The organism is bacterium, assembly GCA_040754625.1.
GTDB lineage: Bacteria > JACRDZ01 > JAQUKH01 > JAQUKH01 > JAQUKH01 > JAQUKH01.
The window spans coordinates 23,923-42,740 of sequence record JBFMCF010000011.1 but is presented as its reverse complement, the minus strand read 5'-3'; the positions used below and the strand labels follow the sequence as shown (position 1 = coordinate 42,740).

The window sequence follows — 18,818 nt, the reverse complement described above, 5'->3', positions numbered from 1 at the left end:
TAAAGGAAAAATGAAAAAGATTGCTTGATGTGTTGACTGCCCCCGCATAAAAACTTCACACAAAATTCACATTCCCTTCACAATTCCTTGACATATTTTTGTTATACTCATGGCCGTGAAAAGAACGAGGTTAACCGATTTTCTATTTAAAAATTTCTCCGCGGTTTTGGCTTTTTCCGTGGCCGCTTTTGCCATTCTCATATTCTTTATATTGATAAAAGAGTCGCTTCCCGCGGTTAAAAAATTCCAGCTTCCATTTTTGTTTAATTCAAAGTGGGACCCTGTCCAGGAAGATTTCGGGGCGCTGACATTTATCTGGGGGACCCTTGTGTCTTCTTTTCTCGCTTTAATCATAGCGGTGCCGATTTCTTTAGGGACCGCTATTTTTCTTTCCGAACTCGCGCCTTCTAAAATACGACAGCCTTTGAGTTTCCTGGTTGAACTGCTGGCGGCGATTCCCAGCGTGATCTATGGTTTATGGGGGATTTTTGTGCTGGTGCCGCTCTTAAGGGAAACAATACAACCGTTTTTCGAAAAATATTTTGGATTTCTGCCTTTTTTCCGGGGGGACATTTATGGCGTGGGAATGATGGCCGCGGGAATTATCCTGAGTATCATGATTATCCCTACCATTTCATCTGTTTCAAGGGACATATTTATGGCGGTGCCGCATTCACAGCGCGAAGCGGCGCTGGCGCTTGGCGCGACAAGATGGGAAACAATAAAATTAGCCGTGCTGAAATACAGCAGAAACGGGGTACTTGGCGCGGTGATATTGGGGCTGGGACGCGCTCTTGGTGAGACTATGGCTGTTACTATGCTTATAGGAAACCGTCCGGAAATTTCTCTTTCCCTGTTTGCTCCGGCAGCCACAATGTCTTCAGTAATCGCGAATGAGTTTACTGAAGCGACGAGCGATTTGTATGTGTCCACATTGATGGAAATAGGGCTGATTCTTTTTGTTCTGACATTATTTTTAAATATTATCGCGCGGTTTTTAGTATGGTCCACAACAAATAAAGCAAGTTGGCAATGAGGGGATTCAGGGGTGGTAAAAGTAAAAATGAAAAATTATTTAAAAAGAAAAATAACGGATAAGGCAATGAGGGCGCTTACAATTTTCTGCGCTCTGATTGTTTTAGTTCCATTAATCAGTATTTTTGTCTATGTTATTTCAAAGGGAATCGCGAGCATAAATATTGATTTTTTCACACAGCTTCCAAAACCCGCTGGAGAGCCGGGAGGGGGAATGGCTAATGCCATTATTGGAAGCCTGATATTAACAGGTATGGCGTCTCTATGGGCGATACCGGCAGGAGTGTTGGGAGGATTATACCTTTCGGAATTCAGTACAAAAAAACTTGGGATTTTAATCAGATTTTCGGCGGATGTGTTAAGCGGGGTGCCTTCCATTGTTATCGGCATTTTTGCATACTCTCTTTTGGTCCGGCCTTTAAAAAGTTTTTCAGCGCTAAGCGGCGCGTTCGCTTTGGGAGTGATAATGATACCCACAATAATGCGAACCACGGAAGAATCTGCCCGGATGGTTCCGCATGATTTGCGCGAGGCATCTCTGGCGCTTGGAATAAACCGGTTTAAAACCACTATAAGAATAATTCTGAGTACGGCGATGCCTGGCATAATTACAGGGATAATGCTGTCCGTTGCCCGGATTTTCGGAGAGACGGCCCCGCTTTTATTTACCGCTTTCGGGAACAGGTTCTGGCACCAGGGAGTGACACAGCCGATAGCCGCGCTTCCTTTGCAGATATTTGTTTACGCTATCTCTCCTTTTGATGACTGGCAGAGGCAGGCATGGGCGGGGGCGCTTGTGCTTATTGGATTGACTTTTGTGATAAGTTTAACAAGCAGGATTGTTACAAGGCAGAAATATAAATAGCGGTTTAAACCGTTTGAACTGTTTAAACTGTTTAAACGGTTGAGGAGAATATGACAAACAAAATAATAACTAAAAATCTGAATGCCTATTTTGGCAAAGTTCATGCTGTAAAAAATATAAACATGAACATCGAGGAAAGAGTTGCCACCGCGATTATAGGCCCTTCAGGATGCGGCAAATCCACTTTTATACGCTGTTTAAACAGGATGCATGAGGTTATACCGGATACCAGCGTCAATGGTGAGGTCCTGCTTGATGATAAAAATATTTATGACCGGGATGTCGATCCGATTGAGCTTCGGCAAAAAGTCGGGATGGTTTTTCAAAAACCTACCCCGTTTCCCGCGCTTTCCATCTATGGAAATGTTTCTGTCGGCTTAAAATTAAACGGTATCAGCAAAAAATCTTATCTGGATGAAATTGTGGAAGAATCCCTGAAAAGAGCGGCACTGTGGGATGAAGTTAAGGATAAGCTTAAAGCTCCCGGCATGAGCCTTTCGGGAGGGCAGCAGCAAAGGCTTTGTATCGCGAGGGCCCTTGCGGTCAAGCCGGAGGTCATCCTGTTTGATGAGCCGTGTTCGGCGCTTGATCCCATTTCCACCACAAAAATAGAAGAATTGATTCTTCACCTGAAACAAAATTATACAATTGTGATAGTTACTCATAATATGCAGCAGGCGGCCCGTGTTTCCGATTGGACGGCGTTTTTTCTCTTAGGTGAGTTGGTTGAATTCGGCAAAACCCGGGAAATATTTACAAATCCCAAAGATAAAAAAACCGAGGCGTATATCACAGGAAGATTTGGGTAAGGTTTTGACACCTTGTAACTTAAATGGTATAATCCTCAAAATGTTGAAGAAATATTTTTATATAATTCTTTTTGTCCTGCCATTTATTTCCTGCGATAAAGGCGGCGCCGGCAAGGCCCTGGTAATAGCCGGATCCACCTCCGTCCAGCCTTTTGTGGAGGGTTTGGAAGAGGCCTATTCTCAGAAACACAAAACGGTTGAAATCAATGTCCAGGGGGGCGGATCCAGCGCCGGGATCCAGTCTGCGTTATGCGGAACAGCCGATATCGGGATGTCCTCAAGGCATTTAAGCGCTGAAGAGGAAAAAGAACTTAAAATTGTTCCGATAGCCTACGATGCCGTTATCGTGATACTCAACCCGCGGAATAAAATTGAAAATATCTCGCTTGAAGATATCAGAAAAATTTTCAGCCGTAAAATTTTAAACTGGAAGGAACTGGGCGGGGAAGACAAGGAGATTAACGCGATTACCCGCGAGGACGGTTCAGGTACACGCGGCGCGTTCCAGGAACTGGTGATGAAAGAAATTCCAATATCAAACGCCTGTATGGTCCAGGATTCCAATGGATCAGTCAGGGAAATCGTAAAAGCGGACCCATGGTCGGTCGCGTATATTTCTTTAGGGCTTGTGGACAAGGATGTGAAGGCGATAAAAATTGACGGGATTTTGCCCGACAGGGCGGCTGTGAAAGAAAAAAAATATAATTTTATGCGGCCGTTCCTTTTTGTTTATACCGGAGAGTTAAAAAAGGACGCTAAGGATTTTGTGGATTTTGTCCTGTCGGATGAGGGCCAGGAATTTATGGAGAAGGAAGGATTAATCGCGGTAAAACATTTAATGTAGGGATTCGATTTATCGAACCCGGGCTTGATAAATCAAGCCCCTACGAATAAATATCATGAACAGGGAAAAATCGATTGAAAAAATATTTTTATTAATCGCGTGTTCCGCCTTATTTTCACTTGGATTGATAACTGTGTTTATCTTCAAGGAGGGTATGGGCATATTTCTTAAGATAGGGTTTGGCAAATTCATTTTTTCGCCTGAATGGGCGCCGGGCCAGAAACAATTCGGATTGTTCAGCATGATCATAGGGTCGATGTGGGTCACGATAGGGGCCCTTGTCATTGGTGTGCCGTTAAGCCTTTTTGTCAGTATTTTTCTCGCGGAATTCTGCCCTAAAAAAATAGCAAGAATATTAAAACCCGCGATAGAACTTCTCGCGGGGATCCCGTCCGTGGTATATGGTTTCATTGGTGTTGTGATTCTCGCGCCGCTGATCCGGGAATATCTGGGGGGCCCGGGGCTTTCGGTCCTCGCGGGAAGCATGGTTCTCGCGATAATGATCCTTCCCACGGTTATAAGTATTTCCCTGGATGCCATACAAGCGGTGCCTAAATCCTATCTTGAAGGGTCGCTGGCATTGGGGGCGACAAGATGGCAGTCGGTTTATATGGTCATTATTCCCGCGGCGAAATCCGGCATAATCGCGAGCGTTATCCTGGGGATGGGGCGCGCGGTCGGCGAAACAATGGCGGTCATTATGGTAAGCGGCAACGCCGTCCGGATCCCGTATTCGGTTCTTGAACCTGTCAGGACATTGACCTCAAATATCGCCCTGGAATTGGGCTACGCGACAGGCATGCATCGCGAGGCCTTGTTCGGAACGGGTATGGTTTTATTTGTGATAATCATGATATTGAATGTGGCGGCCTATATTTTTACGAAGAGGAAAGTCAGGAGATGAGCGTAAACCACAATATAATAGAAAAAATAGTGAAGTTTTTTTTATGGATATTCGCTATTTTCACGGTTTTTCTCCTTTTTTATATTGTCGGCTTTATTTTAAAGAACGGCATCGGCGGTTTGTCAAAAGAATTTTTTATGGAATTTCCCAGAAGTATGGGCAGGGAGGGAGGGATTTTTCCTATCATCGCCGGGACCATACTGCTTACCCTCGCGGCGGTTTTTATAGCGGGGCCGCTGGGAATCGGGACGGCGGTTTACTTGACTGAGTATACCAGGGAAAACAGGGTTACTCAGATGATACGTTTCGGGGCTGACTGCCTCGCTGGCATTCCTTCCATTGTGTTTGGATTGTTCGGTTTTGTGCTTTTTGTTATCAAACTTAAAATGGGCTGGTCGATTATTTCAGGCGGCCTGACGCTGTCGATTATGGTCCTGCCGACTATTATAAGGACGAGCGAAGAAGCGATTAAAGCTGTTCCAAAATCTCTGCGAGAGGTGAGTTATTCGCTTGGAGGGACTAAATGGCAGACAATAGTTTTCATTGTTATCCCGCAGGCGCTGCCGGGAATTTTGACAGGGATAATATTAAGTGTCGGCCGGTGTGTCGGGGAAACGGCCGCGGTAATATTCACGGCCGGTTCATCTCTTCGCCTGCCGAGTTCCCTGTTCGATTCAGTTAGGACGATGTCTGTGCATTTTTATATTCTTTCAAGAGAAGGTATTTCATTAAAAAACGCGTACGCTACGGCCAGTGTTCTTATAATTTCAATAGGATTGATTAATTTCTTGTCATACTGGATCATGCACCGTTTTATCAGAAGGATCGAAGGAAAATAAATGGCCAAAATCCTTATAAAAAATCTGAATTTTTATTTTGAAGACAGGAAGGTTTTAAATTCAGTAAATATTGAAGTGTCAAAAAATGAGATCCTTGCCATAATCGGGCCGGCGGGAAGCGGGAAGACAACACTTTTAAGGCTGATAAACAGACTGGAGGACGCCACTTATAACACGCGAAAAGAAGGCGATGTCTATATCGACGACAAAGATATATATTCGGAAGATACGAATGTTTCTGATCTGAGGCGCAGGGTGGGGATGGTTTTCGCCCAGCCTGTGCCGCTGCCGAGATCGATTTATGAAAATATTATCTACGGGCCGAGGCTTGCCGGGATAGTTTACAGGAAAAAACTGGATGAATTGGTGGAACATAGTTTGAGGCAGGCGTTTTTGTGGGACGAAGTCAAAGACCGGCTTAACCAGTCGGCACTGTCTTTGTCGGGCGGCCAGAAACAGAGATTGTGTATAGCAAGAACGCTCGCGCTGCAGCCGGAGATAATTCTTTTGGATGAACCATGTTCAAGCCTTGATCCGATCTCGACAGCGAAGATCGAAGAGGCAATGCTCAGATTGAAGGAAAAATACACGATAATAATAGTAACGAATAACACAAAGCAGGCCGCGCGCGTCGCGGATAAAGTGGCGTTTCTCCTGATGGGTGAATTGATAGAATATGGTGAAAGCAAACAGGTTTTTACTGTGCCGAAGGACAAGAGAACGGATGATTATATAACGGGAAGGTTCGGCTGATTTACTTTTGCACGTTTCAATACAAAATTGCCAATCCATCCTGAAATACGGCGTTCTCGTCGATTTTTCTCCTCGGCATACAGGAAGTATGCCTGTATCGTAAAAATCGACTGCGGCCTTGTCTTTCAGGCGGCTTGACAATTTGCTGAATCCTAAATGCTGAAGGATTTACCTGTTTAAATTTTGTTTTTGGTTTAAAGGAATAATTATGGACATTCGGATGCAGACAAAAGATTTGTCTCTATGGTATGGAGAATTCCACGCCCTGAAAAATATTGACATGGAAATCGCGGAGAACCGGATTACCGCCCTGATAGGGCCTTCAGGCTGCGGGAAATCCACTCTTTTACGGACGTTAAACAGGATGAATGATATAATTGACGGCGTAAAAATTTCAGGGAAAATTCTTTTGGACAAAAAAGACATTTACCAGGACAATATCGGCTTGACGGAATTGCGCAAAAAAATTGGCATGGTTTTCCAGCATCCCAATCCGTTTCCGTTAAGCATTTATGAAAATCTGACGTACGGATTAAGGGTGCATAATATCGGGCAGAAATCCGTCCGGGATGATAAAATTGAAAAATGTTTAAGAGACGCGTGGCTTTGGGATGACGTAAAAGATAAATTGCACAGCCCTGCCCTGGATTTATCACTGGATCAAAGGCAAAAATTGTGTATCGCGAGGCTTATAATTATCGAGCCCGAGGTCATTTTAATGGATGAGCCGTGTTCGACATTGGACCCCATTGCCACTATGAAGATTGAAGAGTTGATGAATAACCTTAAAAAGGATTATACTATTGTGATTGTCACCCACAATATGCAGCAGGCCGCGAGGGTTTCGGATTATTCCGGATTTTTGCTTTTGGGAGAACTGGTTGAGTTTGATGACACAAACAGGATTTTCACGGCCCCTAAGGACAAAAGGACGGAGGATTATATAACAGGAAGGTTTGGTTAAAAATGTAGGGGTTCGATTTATCGAACCCAAAAGAGGGCTTGATAAATCAAGCCCCTACAATTAATATAGGGAGATAAAAAATGGAACGTTATTTTGAAGAGGAACTTAAAGAACTGAAAGAGAAAATACTATACATGGGTGATATAGCGGGTTCAATGATTGATCTTGCCGTGGCCTCGCTTAAAAAGAAAAAGGAAAATTTTATAGATGCCGTATATCAGAAAGAAAAAGAGGTCAATAAACTTCACATTGAAATAGATGAAATGTGCCTTCGCGTAATAGCGTTAAGGCAGCCGATCGCCATTGACCTGAGGTTTATCATGGCCGCGGTGAAAATAAACAGCGACCTTGAGAGGATCGGAGACCAGGCTGTTAATATAGCAGAGAACAGCATAAAACTGCATGAAATTTCCGACTTAAAATCCATGCCTGATATGGATAATATGGCGAATATCTCGCAAAAGATGCTCCATGACAGCCTTAAGGCGTTTATAAACCGTGACGTGGAAATCGCGAGAGCGGTTGTGCTTACGGACGATAAAGTGGATAACTTGAAATCCAAAATATTTAACGACTTGAAGGAATTAATGCGTAACGACACATCAATGGTTTTATCTTCGCTTGATTTTATTCTTATTTCCCGCAACCTTGAAAGGATTGCCGACCACGCCACCAACATCGCGGAAGACGTGATTTTCATGGTTTTGGGCAAGGACATCAGGCATCATATGGAGAACCAATAAATAGATGAGGGGTCGGGATGTTTCGACCACTCAGATCCTTCATTCGCTAAAGCTCATTCAGGATGAGCCTTCGGGAAAAAAACTTCCCGATGGCTCAAATAACTGGACGCTTAGAAGATACTTAGGAAGATACTTAGGGGATGGTGGTGCAGAATGTGCATAGGGAGTCGCTTCCTGCTTTATTTCATATCTTGATTTTTATTTGTCAAATGACGATTTTTTTGATAAAATTTTCACCGGGAATAAAAGATAGGTTTGGAGGTTTAAAATGACTACTGTTAAAGAAATAGAAAAAGCAATTTCAAAATTACATAAAGACGAATTTATGACCTTGCGGGAATGGCTTGACAAATTCGAAGCGGAGAAATGGGATGAAGAGTTTGAATATGATGCCAAGTCAGGGAAATTAGATAAAATAGCAGAAAAAGCGACCGAAAGTTATCGTGCCGGAAAGTGTAAAGAATTATGAAGCATTTCGCAAGCCCGGACTTTTGGAACTGCTACAATAAATTACCCTCATCGATTCAGCGGCTCGCCGATAAAAATTTTGAAATTCTTAAAAATAATTCTGAATATCCATCCCTGCATTTAAAAAAAGTCGGTAAACATTGGTCGGTACGTATTGGAAATAGATACCGAGCTATGGCCGTTGAAATAGAAAAAGGACTTCTCTGGTATTGGATTGGTACTCACGAAGAATATAATAAACTGGCCTAACCATGCGCTGCACTGAAGAAGAGGGACGAATATTTCATCGACAAAGAAATTAAAAAATTATATAAAAATAAATTAATTGCTTAATAATTCATTGAACGAAACGACTCAGCTCCGCATTGAGCCGGTCTGAAAATCTCAAATGCATATAACCTTAAGGGTAAAATATTTCCATACGGCATTTTTCGCAATCGAATTTAAGAAGATATTTTTTCCCGTCTTCTCCGATCAGGAATAAGTCGTCTTTATTTTTGCCGCATAAATCAAATTCTTTTTTAATACAGTATTTTGCGGCCATAACCATTCGTCCGCTCATATCAAGACCGGATTCCGCGGCCATTTCTGTAACTTTTGCGCCGTGGCGCTCATAAAACGCTTCCGCCTTTTTATTCAGGACATTTCCGAGGTAATTAATATTTTCCACGGGGTAGGGAATATCATTAACCAGAATTTTGACTGTTTGCTTCGGCCGGTTTTTCTCTCTTGTTTCCAATAAATTTGTAATTGTTTCCCTCCTTAATTGATTCAGCAATGAAAGGGGGATGAAGTAAGTTTCTTTTAAGTTTATCGTTATGTTTTCGCAGGAAAATATTGTGTCATTTAATTTCAGAAGCTGATTTTTTATGGCAGAGTCGGCCAATTCTTTTTTCTCGGCCTTTATTTTTTCTGCCGGGATGGAAAATATACCTGTATTTCCGTCTTCATCCAAAGCTTTCAGTTTAAATCCACCCGAAGTTTCTTCCAGAGTAAAAGAAATGGAAATTTTCCGTTTGTAAGGCGCCCGTTCCAGCGTTTTTATGAATATCCGGTCGTAATTCCTGTAAATGACAAGGCCTTCTTTAATACCGTGCATTTTATCAGGATAGATCTTTCCCTGTTCAGCTTTATTTATGTTAGTGCCTTTGAGGTTTTGGTCCGCGTCAAAAAAACATATTCCATCGCCGTTCGCGAGACCATGTTCTTCCGATATCGTAAATAAATAATTATGAACTTTTTCGACGGTTCCGATTTTTTCTCCGATAGATTTCGGGGTATAGATCGAAGCCATGTCTTTTTTGTTTCCGTCCATGCCGTAATCCGTGTATCCGCGGTTGAATGTTTTATCGGGATCCGGGATAAAATCAAATGAGGTTTTTCCTGATGAACTTTGTGAAATATTTTTACTCCCTATTATTTCGTCAAGTTTTTTGCGGTAGAAACTTACTATATTTACCACATAAGGCAGGTCTTTTAACCGGCCTTCAATTTTAAAAGATGTGACTCCGGCATCGATCAAATCTCTCAGGTGTTCGGATCGGTTTAAGTCCTTAAGGGAAAGGAGGTGCCTGTCCTTAATAATAGTTTTCCCGTCTTTATCACAGAGAGAATATTTCTGGCGGCAGGGTTGAGCGCATTGTCCCCTGTTTGCGCTTCTTCCTCCGTTCGCGCAGCTTAAATAGCACTGGCCGCTGTAACTTACGCAAAGCGACCCGTGGATGAAACATTCAAGTTCTATTTTTGTTTTATCGCGGATTATTTTTATTTCTTCAAGAGACATTTCTCTCGGAAGAATGACTCTCTTAAAACCAACTTTCTCAAGAAATAATATTTTTTCAAGAGAGTCGTTATTCATCTGAGTGCTTGCGATGAGCGGAAAAGGGGGAAGCTCCAGTTCGAGAAGCCCGAAATCCTGAATTATCAAGGCGTCAGCGTTTAATAAATACAGGTCATTGATTAATTTCTGCGCATCGGGCAGTTTATCGTCACGCAAGATCGTGTTTAAAGCGATGTATACGCGGGAATAAAATTTATGGGCGTGAATTATAAGCTTTTCTATATCAGGCAGGCTGTTTCCCGCGTCTTCACGCGCGCCGAATTGTTCCGCGCTGATATATACCGCGTCCGCACCGCAATTAACGGCGGCGATGCCTGTTTCCGCGTTTTTCGCGGGTGCGAGAAGTTCGATTTTCATTATTTTTTAATCGACCCGATACCGGCTTCTATGTTCAGATGATATGGTGTTTTTGCCCACTCCCTGTATGACAGGAATTGCGGGCCCCATTTGGAAGCTTCAGAAAATTTATAGGAGAATTTATTGACTTTTTGCACTCCTAAGCGCCCAAAATAGAAATGTTTTTCTTTCTTTTGGTCAAAACCGCCGTATATTTCATAATCACCTATAAGTTCGGGATTTTCTCCGCTTATGTCATAAGCGATTCCTGTCAAAAAACCGGCTTGTTTTTTTACCAGGTCTTTCCCGTCGCTGTAATTTATACCGATTCTCGGCCTGAATCCATAAATGCCGTTAACTGTACCAATTCCGTAATTTAGAACCACGGATGAAACACTGGATTCCCGGACTTCATTATTAAATAAAATACCTGCTCCCCCTAATTCGCCAAGATATAGATAATAATCCAAATCTTCGCTGACTCCATAACCATACCAGAATGACCAGCTGAATTCTTTAACCGGGTTTGCCGGATTTTCTTCTATTTCGGCAGGTTGGCTTGAGAGAAACGGAAAACCTACAGACGCACCCCACATTTTTTCTCCTTTTTCCAGCCTTTTTACAGTCGGAATGGTATGGTTAAAACATCCGGTAAGAAAAAGAATGCCGAATAAAAAGAGCGAAAAGTTTTTGCTTATGTTTTTCATTATTGTCTCCCGTTAAAATTTGAATTAACAATTTTGCCTGAAAGCTATTTTATAATAAGTTTGTTAATATTGCAATGTGATATTAAATTATTTTCAGAAGTGCTTTTATATTCAATCACTCACCCTGATGGTTTTCATAATCCTCTGGGCACAGGCTGAAATGGGGTAATATAAATTTGAGGATTCTTTATTGAGGATAGCGGGTTTATGTGCCATTAAGGTTTCATAGATTTCATCCGTGTGAGGTATGGAACCAAAATAATAAATAGATTTATTTAAATGTTTATTAACTGTTTCCTGTATCTTTTGATAGGCAAGATGCGCGGTTTCTTCTTTTTCAGTCCCGTAAATCACAAGACCGATTTTCTGGTCGGAAAATTTATTGAAAATATTTTTTATCAGGGTATAGGTGGAAATAATTTCATCCCGTGTAATAGCGGTCAAAACTATTATGTTTTCCAGCGGGGTAAAAAAATTGTTCTCGTTTAATTCTTTCAGCAGCCAGTCATGACATGAAGAAATAATAATCAATTCCGTGGTTTTTAAAAATTCCGGATTATTTTTTTGAGGGTGGAAGTATTCATTAAATTTTTTCCAGTTGGAAAAACTTTTATCTTTGAATTTTAACGAAATGAGATTAAACGAATAGTCAGGGTCAAAAAACACCTGCTGGGTTAAAAAACCATTTTGTTTGTTTGGGAATAAACTGTGATAGAATGAAGCGGTAAGGGGTTTTGTCTCGAGATTAGTCAGGAGGGATGTCGGCGTGTAATCCAGGCATTCCGCGTCTAAAAGCAGGATTTTATGCCTGAGTTTTGCCAATTCTATTGTGAGATAACTTGTGAAAAAAGGACGGGTGAGGTTATTTGTTATGCCTGTAATGAAAATATTATTTAAAATAACATTTTCTTTTGGTGAGAAGGCGGGGAATTTTTTTGACTGGAAGACATTGGATACTTCAGCCAGTCCTCTCCCTAATTTTCTGTTTCCTTTAATATCATTAAACCTTTGTACCGGATTTTCTTTTAACATATTCAATTTCAGCAAGAAAGAACACATAGCCTGTCATTTTAGGAAAGGTGCTTATTTTTTTATCGAGACCGAATTGTAAACAGCAGTATCTGTATTTACTGTTTCTACCAGGCGCATTCTGTTATCAGTCTTTCCCTCAGCCGGGATTCTTTCTTTTTTAAAATCCTCTGTTAAAAAGTCGGATATAGCCGGCCTGGATTCCCTTTGTTCATCGGAAACCGGCATTTCTTTATAATAATTAAGGAACCTGAACTCTTCCATGGCAATAATTTCTTCTGCAAGGCGGCTGTAATCAAAATATCCTTTGGAGTGCCTGTCGTATTTATTCACGGGGATACCGTAACTCGCGGCCTCCTTTAATTTTACGTTTATATGGATTATTGTTTTCAGCGTGTTTTCTTTGAAATATTTTTGTATTTCCTCCAAAACTTCTTTTGAGAACCTTGTTCTTTTATCATAAATCGTGGGCAGCGCCCGGATAAAGATTTCATGGTTCAATGTCTCTTTGAAGAGTTCGATAGTCTCAAAAAGCTTTCCAAGCCCGTGAAGCGAGAAAAAGCTTGCCTCAATCGGGACAACTACTTCCCTGCATGCGCGAAGTGCGTTAAATGTGAGGATCCCGATATTCGGAGGGCAGTCTATGATAATATAGTCATAAGACTTTTTCATTGAGTTGATTTTAATAAGAAGTTTATTGTCCCTGCCCGGGATGCCGCTTAAAACCTGTTCAACGGCGCTTAAGGTGATGTTTGATGGGGCGATATCAAGGTTTTCATTTATAGGTATTGCTATTTCATCCAGCGAGACAGGGTTGCGGCGGTCGCTGACAAGCAAGTCAAACATGGTCTTTTTAAGTTCCTCGGTGCGGATATTCAATCCAATGGAGGCGTGGCCCTGTGGATCCATATCAATAAGAAGGACCTTCCTGTTTTCTTCAGAAAGGTTCGCGGACAAATTTATCGCGGTGGTAGTTTTCCCGCACCCGCCTTTTTGGTTGGCAATAGCGATTATTCTCATTTTTACTTTCTGTTTTTCTCTGAATAGATTGTATCGGTTTTAGGAAAAGAAACTTTACGTAAAACAAGAATAAAAATTCAATCAGTGATATTATAAAACCAAATCGAAATAATTCAATACAAATTTTTAAAAATTTTTGATCGGAACTGTTTAGTACAATTATTAATAGATCTCATAACTCTGCTAAAAATTAACTTAACAGAACACTATCATTTTTTTCTTGCCAAAAATGGTAAAAGTAGTATTATAAGTAGGCATTAGAAGGTAAATATTATGGCAAAAACGGTCTGCGCAACGGATAGTAAGAAAGAAAATATAGAAATAATTACCCGGAAAGATTTTAGAAAGTTTAAAATAGACGAATCTTATGTGCCTTACGGGGCGGTTGTTTCGAAATCCAATCCATATTGTATTTTAAAAGAAATATTTCCTGACCTTGATTTTTTACTCCAGAATAAATTCGGCAGGGACCCATGGGGGGGGGGAACGGAGTTCGGCGTTTTAAGTGAAATCAATGAATCTGAATACAATATTTTCATAAATATTGACAATCCAAAAATCTCCGCGAGAGAAAAAAACGAGGTTTTAAGAAAGACCCTTTTAAAAGTTGTATCACAGGACAATAAAATTTATTATATTATCCCGGGATATTTAGCGGCTGATTTGGTCCGTGATGTCCGCTATGAAAAAGAAATTTTAGTTGAGGCCATAAAAAAATATTTCCCAAAACCGGAAAAATTAATCCAAATTGGGACTTTAGAACAACAGGACAGCCTGCTTATTCAGTCTTTAAACCATCTTTTCCCGCATATAAAATTTATTACTGTTAGTTTACATGAAAACCTTTCATTAGAGAACAGAATGGATATGTTTTATTTTGCTGACCGCGCGGTTTTCGGCCTCTTTAAAGATATGGTTCCGTCTTCGAAAGAAAAGGAATTAACGGCGGAAAGCGCTGGCGAAAAAGAAAACGAAGAGTACCTTTTAAAAAATATATTTTATATTTTATATCATTTTCTTAAACCGGAAGGCAGGATAATTGCCTTAAGTATTGACGGGAAGAGTTTTAACGCAAAGAAAATGCAAAATTTTTATGAATGTATAGAAAAAATAGGGTGGTGGCAGCTGGCACAGCCGTTTTTTAAGAGGATTGAAATGTCATCTGTTTCCGTCAAAATTCAAAAAATAAATGAAAGAATCAAAGAGGATTATTCAAATTTTCAGTTATATTTTGGGGAACGGGCAGGAAGTAAACTGGATGTATCGGCGATTGAGGAAAGATTATACAGCCTGAATCTGCCCGGCGTCCCTTTTTCCCTTGTGTCAAGTTATAAAAATTCATTTACTTACCTGGCAGATGTTTTAATGATTTTAAAGGATTTAATTGAAGGAAAAGATAACGGGTATTTAAAAGGCATTACAAAAATACAGCGCGATGAACTGGAAATCATATGCACCGATATGAGGGACAAGAAAGAGAGATTTTTTCATTCAATGGTTTCTCTCATCGAAAAAATGGGCCAGATAAAACAAATAGAACGTGTTATCAACCCTTTAAAATACCAGAATAATCTTAGGAACCCTCTTTTGGATAACCTGCATGTTTTTGCGCTTTTTAATTTCACGAAAGAAGAAATAGAAGAAATAATACTGATTATAACAGGTCACAGCGCGATGTCCGGAGTTGTTTCAGGAAAACTGCCGGGGACCGCGCTGAACCCGATCACCGACAAGGTGCTGGTAATAGGAAAGGAATTCTCGGCGAGACAACTCGCATTGCTTTTGGATATAGTTGAAAAAAGGATCCACCCGGATATCAAAAAATCTGTGTCCCAGGAATCTATGGATTATCTTAAAAAAATTCTCGATAAAAGAAAAATATCAAATGATAAAGAACTGATTCTTTTAAAAAGGATTATGGAAGAATACCGCTTTGTGATGGAAAATTATTTTATTCCGCCCAAGCAGGGATTTGAATTGATTAAAAGGGATTATTTAAAAAGCATAGCGGAATTCGCCGCCGGCACCGGCGGATTGATGCCAGCGAAAAAATTTGAAAGATTTTCCAAGCTCAGGAGGGAAGCGAGTGATGTTATTTATAATCCGGGAATAACATGGGAATCGATAATGGAAGAAAAAATAACGAATATGGGAGGGACATTCTGGATGGCCCTCAGGAGGCTTTTAAGGATTTATGAAATTCTAAGGATAGATCCTATTTTAATGAAAGAACTGGAGAAAAAAAATGATTTTGAGATTGAGGCAATCGCGGGCTATAACCGTGAGATGATACGCGAGTACCGCGAAACACGGGAATTGATTAAAATTGCCAGGGAATTCAAGGATAAATATTACAACGAAATAAGTTTTGAAAGGCCGTTTTTTTACAGGAATTTATTTGAAAAATTTGAACTTCACGGGACAGGCCGCATTTTCCCGTTTCTTTCCGCCCGTGCCGGTTTTAAACTCCTGTGGATTGCCTGTCATGTCGCAAAAAATAACTTTATTGATTTCAATCCCATGTTTCTTAACGAGAGCAATAAGGAATACAAAGAAAAAATCAGGGAGATTGAGAGTAATCTGGAATCAATAAATATTGAAACTCTTGATTTTACTTTTTTAGAAGATGTAAAATCGAAACTTTTGGCGAGAGAAGACGTTATTATTTTTGACACGGGCCTGGAGCTCAGGTTGAACGAGAAAACCGATTATCTTGAATTTAGGTATAGTAATATACATAAGACCATTGAAGAATTGGATAGCTTAATGGAAATTTTCAGGAATAAAGAAGTGAGCTTTAGAAATGTAAATTACCTGTTGAAACTTGAAAATTGTGCAAATGTTATCCAGAAATACCCGCTTGCTTACAGGGGAGAAATAAAGCGGTTATACAGTGAAAAATCCGGTTTGCAAAAGATTTTCAGTCTGGAGAAAAGGGTTAAATTAATAGAGGCAGTAATAGAGGATATCAGAAAATTGTTTATACATGAAATTTTTAGCCCGAAAGAGATTGGCGATAATATTTCTCTGATGTCAAAATTCTGCCCGAAGGTTTTGGAAATAGTTTTAAATGAATTTTTGGAAATGAGAAATATCAAAAGTGTCCGTAAAGAGCATATTGAAACGGTGAACGAATATATAATAAGAATAGCAAAAAAATTCCAGGCAGTGGATACAAAAACCAAAAGTGAATTCCAGGATAAAACCGTGTTTAACCGTATTGCCCAGGAGGATTTTGGCGAGAAAACACCCATCAGTATCGAAGTTTCTGAAAAGCAGCTTACACAGCTTGAAGATATGTATGACAGCCTGGCCATGTATCCCGGGGTCAAGAGGGCGATGATTGTGAGTATCTTATTTTTTAATATAGGCAAGGTCCCGTCATTATTTAAAAAATACCACAAGCAAATTGATTTTGTTGTATATCCTGAGGCGGGAGTTGAAGCATTAAAAAGAGAGAAAATACTCGAAAATCTGGTGGACAAAAACACTGAAAAACTGGCCCTTTTTTTTATAGGCCAGATGGGGAAATTAGGGCAGATTATTAAAAGTGAATATCCCCTCGAATCAATTGAAGAGCTTTTTTCGCCAAAAGACAAGGATATGGCGGAAATAACGGAGAAAACCGGCGCAGAGACCCTTTTTACAGCTAACACATTATTGTGTATTTTAATAGCGTCTTCTGTTTATGAGGGATTGATGACTTATGATTTAATGGAAAGATTTTTTTCTTTTTACAGGAAAGGCCTTTCTATTATTAAAAAAGAAAAAACTTCCATGGGAATCCTGATGGATTATATTTTTGACAAGGGCAGGAGGGCTCTGGAGGTAATTAATAAACCCGTTTCAACCGCGGATGAAACTGACAAGGGCGGGATGAAGAGTGCTGATGAGAGTGAGATAGAACGTTTTGGGAGAGAGGCTTATGTTTTAGAACGTTTATTTGCATTTAGAGGAGCATATAATATTTATTATGATATTGTTTTGGAATTTTATAGAAAGTTCCAGAAAGAAATTTCTTTTAATGAAAATGGCCTGCCCGAGTTCAACAAACAAATGGTATCTTTTATAAAATTTCTGCTGTATAAACAGTCATTTCACAGCGTTGGAATAAACCCTTTCACAAAACAAATGCAAAATGCTATTGGAATATATAATGAGTTTGAAAAAATGCCGGAGAAGGCCCAGAAATATCTATTGTATGCATTTCTGGATAAAAGAGAAAAATCGAAATTTTGGCTGTTGGAACGTTCGACTAAAACATTGGACCCTGAGACACAATTAAAAATAATCCTTTTTGGCTTAAAAGCAATTGATTATAGAAGAAAAGTTGTGCAGAAAAAGAAATCCACCTATATCAGTTTTTTTGGGTTAAGCAAGCAGGTGGACTGCCATTATGATTTTATAAATAAGGCAATGAAGGACATTTCTTATACTGAGATTATTGATAATATTTTAATTAAAAAAATATTAAAGGGGAATGTCTCGCAGGGTATCAGGTTTAAATATGGTTTTGTGAACGGCGCGGTCAAGATTTCTTTTTATCCGATAGTGGACATCAGCGGGATGCTTGTGAAGATGAAACGTATTAAAAGCCTGCGTGCGCTGGAGAATTATTTCACAAAAGAGATATTCAAAATCAAGCAGTGTCCGTATAATACATATGATTACCAGGAACAGTTTAAAAGCGAGTTTCTTAAAATAAAAGAAGAAATCAAAGATGATATAGTGAACATCAGTCTGAAAAAGATAACCGGTATTAATTTGTTCCGCAAGGACAATAAAAATATTCTTTCCGAATCCAAATATTTGTTGAAAAGGCTGGAATTTATTTTTAACGATTGTATTAAGGTCGGGAATGAACTTGAACTATCTCCGAATCATTTCGCCCTTATACGGGACGCCTATGAAATTACAAAGGAAAAAATCAGGCTGTCGGCGTTGAAAGGAATTATTTCTTACCAGGCAAAAATTTCCGGGACAAAAGAGCTGAATGAATTTACAAAAAAATGTGTATTGTTTATTAATAAAAATGTCAGATTATTCGGAATGGAAATCAGCTGGGAATTGCTGAATAATTACAGGCAGTTGAGGCGGAAGGAGGTGTTATGAAATTTTTATATTTATGCCCTTTGGTTTTTATTTTATTGTTACCTGATTCAGCCTGTGCCGAAGATGGAAAAGGAGACACATCCGCTGTATCTCAGGAAGTCAGGAGTGAAAAAGAAGAGATAAAAAAAGAAGAAGCCCCGGTTATCCAGGAGGATTATTCACTGGTCCCGTCAATTATATCCGACAGCCTCCAGCTTTACAGGGAACAGGGTGCAGAGGCCTTTGTGGAATCTATATTGAAAGGGAGCGCGTTAGAGGGAGACCGCAGTTCAACTGAAGAATTAGAAAGATTAAAACGGGTTGAAAAATACTATGGCAAGTTATTGAGCCATAAATTTATTAATATTCTAAAATTGGCACAATGGTATAAAAAGATTTATATAGTCCTTCAATTTGAAAAGGGGCCTGTCTTCTGCAGTATAGATTGTTATTATACCTCTAAAAATATTTGGATTGTTCCGGCATTCGTGTTTAATACAGACATCGAAAAAGTTTTCCCGGGTGTTTTATTAGAACAATATCTGGAAAATAATAATAAAAAATAAACAAG

At 39.8% G+C, this 18,818-nt stretch carries 17 protein-coding genes; 13 read left to right on the top strand and 4 right to left on the bottom strand.

Features of this window, described 5'->3' with window-relative positions; translation table 11 throughout:
• Window positions 1-109: 109 nt before the first annotated feature.
• The 11 genes from pstC (AB1498_00745) (at window position 110) to AB1498_00695 (ending at window position 8,473) form a co-directional block, all read left to right on the top strand.
• Window positions 110-1,036 carry a phosphate ABC transporter permease subunit PstC gene (gene pstC, locus AB1498_00745; protein ID MEW6086829.1) on the top strand — a complete coding sequence of 309 codons (927 nt, stop codon included), beginning with the start codon at window positions 110-112 and terminating at the stop codon, window positions 1,034-1,036.
• A gap of 12 nt (window positions 1,037-1,048) precedes the next feature.
• Window positions 1,049-1,900 (top strand): phosphate ABC transporter permease PstA, encoded by an 852-nt coding sequence (gene pstA, locus AB1498_00740; protein MEW6086828.1) that lies wholly within the window; start codon window positions 1,049-1,051, stop codon window positions 1,898-1,900.
• A gap of 50 nt (window positions 1,901-1,950) precedes the next feature.
• On the top strand, window positions 1,951-2,709 hold the full coding sequence (gene pstB / locus AB1498_00735; protein MEW6086827.1) for a phosphate ABC transporter ATP-binding protein PstB: 759 nt from the start codon (window positions 1,951-1,953) through the stop codon (window positions 2,707-2,709).
• Window positions 2,627-3,553, top strand: coding sequence for a phosphate ABC transporter substrate-binding protein (locus AB1498_00730; protein ID MEW6086826.1), 927 nt, complete (start codon window positions 2,627-2,629; stop codon window positions 3,551-3,553). The genes pstB (AB1498_00735) and AB1498_00730 overlap by 83 nt, the downstream gene beginning before the upstream one ends.
• Before the next feature lie 55 nt (window positions 3,554-3,608).
• A complete protein-coding gene (gene pstC / locus AB1498_00725; GenBank protein ID MEW6086825.1) occupies window positions 3,609-4,457 on the top strand; it encodes a phosphate ABC transporter permease subunit PstC in 849 nt (282 codons plus the stop codon).
• A complete protein-coding gene (gene pstA, locus AB1498_00720) occupies window positions 4,454-5,296 on the top strand; it encodes a phosphate ABC transporter permease PstA (GenBank protein MEW6086824.1) in 843 nt (280 codons plus the stop codon). The genes pstC (AB1498_00725) and pstA (AB1498_00720) overlap by 4 nt, the downstream gene beginning before the upstream one ends.
• Window positions 5,297-6,049 carry a phosphate ABC transporter ATP-binding protein PstB gene (pstB, locus tag AB1498_00715; protein ID MEW6086823.1) on the top strand — a complete coding sequence of 251 codons (753 nt, stop codon included), beginning with the start codon at window positions 5,297-5,299 and terminating at the stop codon, window positions 6,047-6,049. It begins immediately after the preceding gene.
• A gap of 208 nt (window positions 6,050-6,257) precedes the next feature.
• Window positions 6,258-7,013, top strand: coding sequence for a phosphate ABC transporter ATP-binding protein PstB (pstB, locus tag AB1498_00710; GenBank protein ID MEW6086822.1), 756 nt, complete (start codon window positions 6,258-6,260; stop codon window positions 7,011-7,013).
• 80 nt (window positions 7,014-7,093) lie between these two features.
• Entirely contained in the window at window positions 7,094-7,756 is a 663-nt protein-coding gene (gene phoU / locus AB1498_00705) for a phosphate signaling complex protein PhoU (GenBank protein MEW6086821.1), read from the top strand.
• 268 nt (window positions 7,757-8,024) lie between these two features.
• Entirely contained in the window at window positions 8,025-8,225 is a 201-nt protein-coding gene (locus AB1498_00700) for a hypothetical protein (GenBank protein MEW6086820.1), read from the top strand.
• Window positions 8,222-8,473: a hypothetical protein gene (locus AB1498_00695; GenBank protein MEW6086819.1), complete on the top strand. Its 252-nt coding sequence runs from the start codon at window positions 8,222-8,224 to the stop codon at window positions 8,471-8,473. The genes AB1498_00700 and AB1498_00695 overlap by 4 nt, the downstream gene beginning before the upstream one ends.
• A gap of 151 nt (window positions 8,474-8,624) precedes the next feature.
• On the opposite strand, the gene AB1498_00690 is transcribed toward AB1498_00695, so the two are convergent.
• The 4 genes from AB1498_00690 to AB1498_00675 form a co-directional block, all read right to left on the bottom strand.
• Window positions 8,625-10,421, bottom strand: coding sequence for a U32 family peptidase (locus tag AB1498_00690; protein MEW6086818.1), 1,797 nt, complete (start codon window positions 10,419-10,421; stop codon window positions 8,625-8,627).
• Window positions 10,421-11,107, bottom strand: coding sequence for a hypothetical protein (locus AB1498_00685; GenBank protein ID MEW6086817.1), 687 nt, complete (start codon window positions 11,105-11,107; stop codon window positions 10,421-10,423). Before AB1498_00685 ends, AB1498_00690 begins: the two co-directional genes overlap by 1 nt.
• A gap of 111 nt (window positions 11,108-11,218) precedes the next feature.
• On the bottom strand, window positions 11,219-12,139 hold the full coding sequence (locus AB1498_00680) for a hypothetical protein (protein ID MEW6086816.1): 921 nt from the start codon (window positions 12,137-12,139) through the stop codon (window positions 11,219-11,221).
• Between the two features lie 51 nt (window positions 12,140-12,190).
• A complete protein-coding gene (locus AB1498_00675; protein MEW6086815.1) occupies window positions 12,191-13,156 on the bottom strand; it encodes a ParA family protein in 966 nt (321 codons plus the stop codon).
• 273 nt (window positions 13,157-13,429) lie between these two features.
• Here AB1498_00675 and AB1498_00670 point away from each other — a divergent pair, with 273 nt between their 5' ends.
• Window positions 13,430-18,268: a hypothetical protein gene (locus tag AB1498_00670; GenBank protein MEW6086814.1), complete on the top strand. Its 4,839-nt coding sequence runs from the start codon at window positions 13,430-13,432 to the stop codon at window positions 18,266-18,268.
• A complete protein-coding gene (locus AB1498_00665) occupies window positions 18,265-18,813 on the top strand; it encodes a hypothetical protein (protein ID MEW6086813.1) in 549 nt (182 codons plus the stop codon). Before AB1498_00670 ends, AB1498_00665 begins: the two co-directional genes overlap by 4 nt.
• Window positions 18,814-18,818: the final 5 nt, after the last annotated feature.

What these genes read in the sequence shown, in the direction of transcription:
- phoU (MEW6086821.1), top strand. Translation starts at nt 7,094, where the DNA reads ATGGAACGTTATTTTGAAGAGGAACTTAAAGAACTGAAAGAGAAAATA.
- AB1498_00695 (MEW6086819.1), top strand. Translation starts at nt 8,222, where the DNA reads ATGAAGCATTTCGCAAGCCCGGACTTTTGGAACTGCTACAATAAATTA.
- pstC (MEW6086829.1), top strand. Translation starts at nt 110, where the DNA reads ATGGCCGTGAAAAGAACGAGGTTAACCGATTTTCTATTTAAAAATTTC.
- pstB (MEW6086823.1), top strand. Translation starts at nt 5,297, where the DNA reads ATGGCCAAAATCCTTATAAAAAATCTGAATTTTTATTTTGAAGACAGG.
- AB1498_00675 (MEW6086815.1), bottom strand. Translation starts at nt 13,156, where the DNA reads ATGAGAATAATCGCTATTGCCAACCAAAAAGGCGGGTGCGGGAAAACT.
- AB1498_00665 (MEW6086813.1), top strand. Translation starts at nt 18,265, where the DNA reads ATGAAATTTTTATATTTATGCCCTTTGGTTTTTATTTTATTGTTACCT.
- pstC (MEW6086825.1), top strand. Translation starts at nt 3,609, where the DNA reads ATGAACAGGGAAAAATCGATTGAAAAAATATTTTTATTAATCGCGTGT.
- pstA (MEW6086824.1), top strand. Translation starts at nt 4,454, where the DNA reads ATGAGCGTAAACCACAATATAATAGAAAAAATAGTGAAGTTTTTTTTA.
- AB1498_00680 (MEW6086816.1), bottom strand. Translation starts at nt 12,139, where the DNA reads ATGTTAAAAGAAAATCCGGTACAAAGGTTTAATGATATTAAAGGAAAC.
- AB1498_00690 (MEW6086818.1), bottom strand. Translation starts at nt 10,421, where the DNA reads ATGAAAATCGAACTTCTCGCACCCGCGAAAAACGCGGAAACAGGCATC.
- AB1498_00670 (MEW6086814.1), top strand. Translation starts at nt 13,430, where the DNA reads ATGGCAAAAACGGTCTGCGCAACGGATAGTAAGAAAGAAAATATAGAA.
- AB1498_00700 (MEW6086820.1), top strand. Translation starts at nt 8,025, where the DNA reads ATGACTACTGTTAAAGAAATAGAAAAAGCAATTTCAAAATTACATAAA.
- pstB (MEW6086827.1), top strand. Translation starts at nt 1,951, where the DNA reads ATGACAAACAAAATAATAACTAAAAATCTGAATGCCTATTTTGGCAAA.
- AB1498_00685 (MEW6086817.1), bottom strand. Translation starts at nt 11,107, where the DNA reads ATGAAAAACATAAGCAAAAACTTTTCGCTCTTTTTATTCGGCATTCTT.
- pstB (MEW6086822.1), top strand. Translation starts at nt 6,258, where the DNA reads ATGGACATTCGGATGCAGACAAAAGATTTGTCTCTATGGTATGGAGAA.